Below are 2,577 nucleotides of genomic sequence, written 5' to 3' on the forward strand. Positions count from 1 at the left end.
GCTTCAGCTCAGCCGAGTACCGCTTCGATCCTGCCGCTGCCATAGGTTTCATTCTCCCTTGAGACGAACCCTCCGGAAACACCGGGACGGATCATTGACTACGAGTGAGGTTTCTGTGACGGTGGCCGCGATGGCGACGGCGAGCACGATGTCAGAAACCGCGTGTCTGGTCAGAAACCCGAGGCGTACCAGCGGTTTGTGGCCACATCTGAGGTTTGTGGCGACAAGTGCGGTTTCTGCGACGAGGCCGCGCTCTTCCCGCTTCCACGATCGCCGCCGCAGCTGGCGGGTGGTGGGCTTCGAGGCGGTCTGAGCGAAGTCCTGGCGCATGATGGAATCCGGTGCCATGCTGGGGCACGTCGGGGCATCCGCTGTGCGGCGGATGACAGTTTCGTGACCCAAGTACACCGAGGTACAGGAGATTCACACGATGGCACTCGCCGACAAGTTCGACAAGGCATACGAGGACAAGCCGATCGACGAACTGGCCAACGCGCCGGTCGCGTCGCTTCAGGGCGTGAGCGACTCGGATGCCGAGCACCTCGCGGCCGCCTTCAACATCAAGACGGTGAAGGATCTCGGCACCAACAAGTTCTTCCTCTGGGCGCAGGCGGTGGCCAAGCTGGCCGAATAGGCCGGCAGGTCTGGGCAATCAGCTCGGCGGTCGCATCAATTCGGCGATCGTCGCGTTGACTGCTGCGGCCCGGGCAGTACGGGTGAGGGTCAGCAGGCGTCGCAGCCCGGAGTCCACCTGATCGAGGTGGCCTGCGCTGTCGCCACTCGGGACCCGTTGTGCGACAGCAAGATCGACGATCGCCTCGACGCGGGCCGCGGTTTCGACGATCCGCGTGGCGCGGGCGTCCGCATACGGCGGCAACGGCACATGATGGCGGGCGGTCAGTGCCATGAGTTGCGCGCGAAGGTCACCGATGCGTTCCGCCCTGGCCCCGCCGCCGAGATTGCTGAACAAGTCCGTCGCATCCCGGACCGCTTGCCGCAGTTCGTGTTCGAGATCGCCCGCGGACGGACCGCCGCTCGTCAACGCGCCGAGATCCAGCGGACGCTCGTATCGGTGAATTGCCCACCGGCACACCGCATCGTCGATGTGGAGTGGTCCTGACAGCCGAGCGCCGGTGACCGACGGAATCAAGGCAAGAGGTCCCGCCGCAGATGAGCGCGTCGCTTCGTCCCGGACCAGAAGCACCTCGCCGGCGGCGAAGGCAGCCGTCGTCGCCGGATCCGGCGGAAGTCCCGCGGGGTCGCCCGCGTCGGGCAGCCGGACCACCAGCGCATCCACCTCGCGGAGCATCGCCAGAAGGTCGAGGACGCCGCTGGCGCCCGTGGCGAGGGTGCCGGTGTGGTCGTCGACGACGTGCGTGCCGGCGGTCGAGGTGAGCGCACTGATCACCTCGTCGGGCGAGCAGTGGCCGGCGATCCAGGCCGCGCTCCAGCCGCCGAGCGTGCAGCTCGGCCAGGCGATCGGTTGCTCACGGATGTCGGCGCGGGTCATAGACATTCCACGATACCGACTATCGGAAGGGCGCGAAGTGGTGGCGTGGAGCTGTTGTGTTCATCGGCGGGTGTGGATAGCCTGGGATGGATCAAGTTTGCCGGTATGAACGTCTTTCTGCCGTTGTGCTTGTTGTCTGCCAGCATGTTTGGCGGTGGGGAATGTCTTCGGGGAGGTTTCAGCTTTGTCGGGTAATGGTTTTTTCGAGGTTGACCACACGGTGGTGAAGTCTCATGCGGGGTCGTTGCAGGATGCTCTGGGGAAGTTCACGTCGAACTCTTCGGAGTTTGATGCGGCGATGACCGAGTTGCTGGGCAAGATCAAGGGTGGTGCGAAGACGGAGTTGGCGAATTTGCAGCATCAGTGGTCGTCGGCTGCCGGGCAGGTGAATAAGGCGTTGGAGCAGTTGGGTGTTCGGACCGAGGATGTGGCCTCGACGTATGTGTCGGCTCAGGATGAGCAGGCCACGAATGTGCGTTCGGCGGGTGGCCGGATGGATTTTCATACTGCTGAGTCGACGAATATCTGATACGGGGGGTTGGTCTGATGTCTGAGGGTGGCGAGTACTCGTATGATCCGGGCGCGGCGCAGGCTGCCGAGGAGCGGGTGGGTTCGGCGGCGTCGAACTTGCAGGGCGCGGTGGATGAGTTGCGGGATCATATTCAGCGGTTGGCTGGTGCTTGGCAGGGTGGCGAGCATGATGATTTTTCGGGTGTGCAGGGCACGGTGATGAATGGGTTTGATTCGATCACCCAGATTTTGTCGCAGATTCAGGAGGCGGTGGGGGAGAACACCGAGAATGTGTCGGCGATGCAGAATCGGATTCGGCAGACCATTCATCAGGGCTGACGTGGTGGCCGGTCGGTGATCTCGGTGATCGGGCGCCGTCTGGGTGTGGTTGTTCTTGTTCAGTTGATGTCGAGGTATGGCACCGCGTGAAGATGAGGGTCTTTGCGCGGTGCTGTTCTGTTTTCGGGGAGGTTTAGGTTATGCCTGCTGCGCGGTTGCCGGAGTTGGAGACGTTTTTGTCGCCGGGGCACAAGTCGTTGTGGTTGTCGGGGGAGCCG

The 2,577-nt window shown here is 63.2% G+C and carries 5 protein-coding genes; 3 read left to right on the plus strand and 2 right to left on the minus strand.

From position 1 onward, the window contains the following. Positions 1–48 precede the first annotated feature (48 nt). Positions 49–348 (minus strand): hypothetical protein, encoded by a 300-nt coding sequence (locus ABZW74_RS24405; RefSeq protein ID WP_355280082.1) that lies wholly within the window; start codon positions 346–348, stop codon positions 49–51. Positions 349–430: 82 nt separating this feature from the next. Here ABZW74_RS24405 and ABZW74_RS24410 point away from each other — a divergent pair, with 82 nt between their 5' ends. Further along, positions 431–634, plus strand: a complete 204-nt coding sequence (locus ABZW74_RS24410) for a hypothetical protein (protein WP_240862908.1) — start codon at positions 431–433, stop codon at positions 632–634. 18 nt (positions 635–652) lie between these two features. Here ABZW74_RS24410 and ABZW74_RS24415 read toward each other — a convergent pair whose 3' ends face one another. After that, positions 653–1,510: a serine/threonine protein kinase gene (locus ABZW74_RS24415; RefSeq protein ID WP_240862910.1), complete on the minus strand. Its 858-nt coding sequence runs from the start codon at positions 1,508–1,510 to the stop codon at positions 653–655. Positions 1,511–1,664: 154 nt separating this feature from the next. Between ABZW74_RS24415 and ABZW74_RS24420 the strand changes: the two genes are divergently transcribed. Together ABZW74_RS24420 and ABZW74_RS24425 are read left to right on the plus strand one after the other, a co-directional pair. Beyond that, positions 1,665–2,039 carry a WXG100 family type VII secretion target gene (locus ABZW74_RS24420; protein ID WP_355280086.1) on the plus strand — a complete coding sequence of 125 codons (375 nt, stop codon included), beginning with the start codon at positions 1,665–1,667 and terminating at the stop codon, positions 2,037–2,039. A gap of 17 nt (positions 2,040–2,056) precedes the next feature. Beyond that, positions 2,057–2,359 carry a WXG100 family type VII secretion target gene (locus ABZW74_RS24425; protein ID WP_355280089.1) on the plus strand — a complete coding sequence of 101 codons (303 nt, stop codon included), beginning with the start codon at positions 2,057–2,059 and terminating at the stop codon, positions 2,357–2,359. Positions 2,360–2,577: the final 218 nt, after the last annotated feature.

The sequence above is a fragment of the Gordonia sp. NPDC003585 genome, from assembly GCF_040610755.1.
Classification (GTDB): domain Bacteria; phylum Actinomycetota; class Actinomycetes; order Mycobacteriales; family Mycobacteriaceae; genus Gordonia.

Bases quoted from the DNA above. Each gene is read 5' to 3' on its own strand.
- ABZW74_RS24405 (WP_355280082.1), bottom strand. From the start codon at position 348: ATGGCACCGGATTCCATCATGCGCCAGGACTTCGCTCAGACCGCCTCG.
- ABZW74_RS24410 (WP_240862908.1), top strand. From the start codon at position 431: ATGGCACTCGCCGACAAGTTCGACAAGGCATACGAGGACAAGCCGATC.
- ABZW74_RS24415 (WP_240862910.1), bottom strand. From the start codon at position 1,510: ATGACCCGCGCCGACATCCGTGAGCAACCGATCGCCTGGCCGAGCTGC.
- ABZW74_RS24425 (WP_355280089.1), top strand. From the start codon at position 2,057: ATGTCTGAGGGTGGCGAGTACTCGTATGATCCGGGCGCGGCGCAGGCT.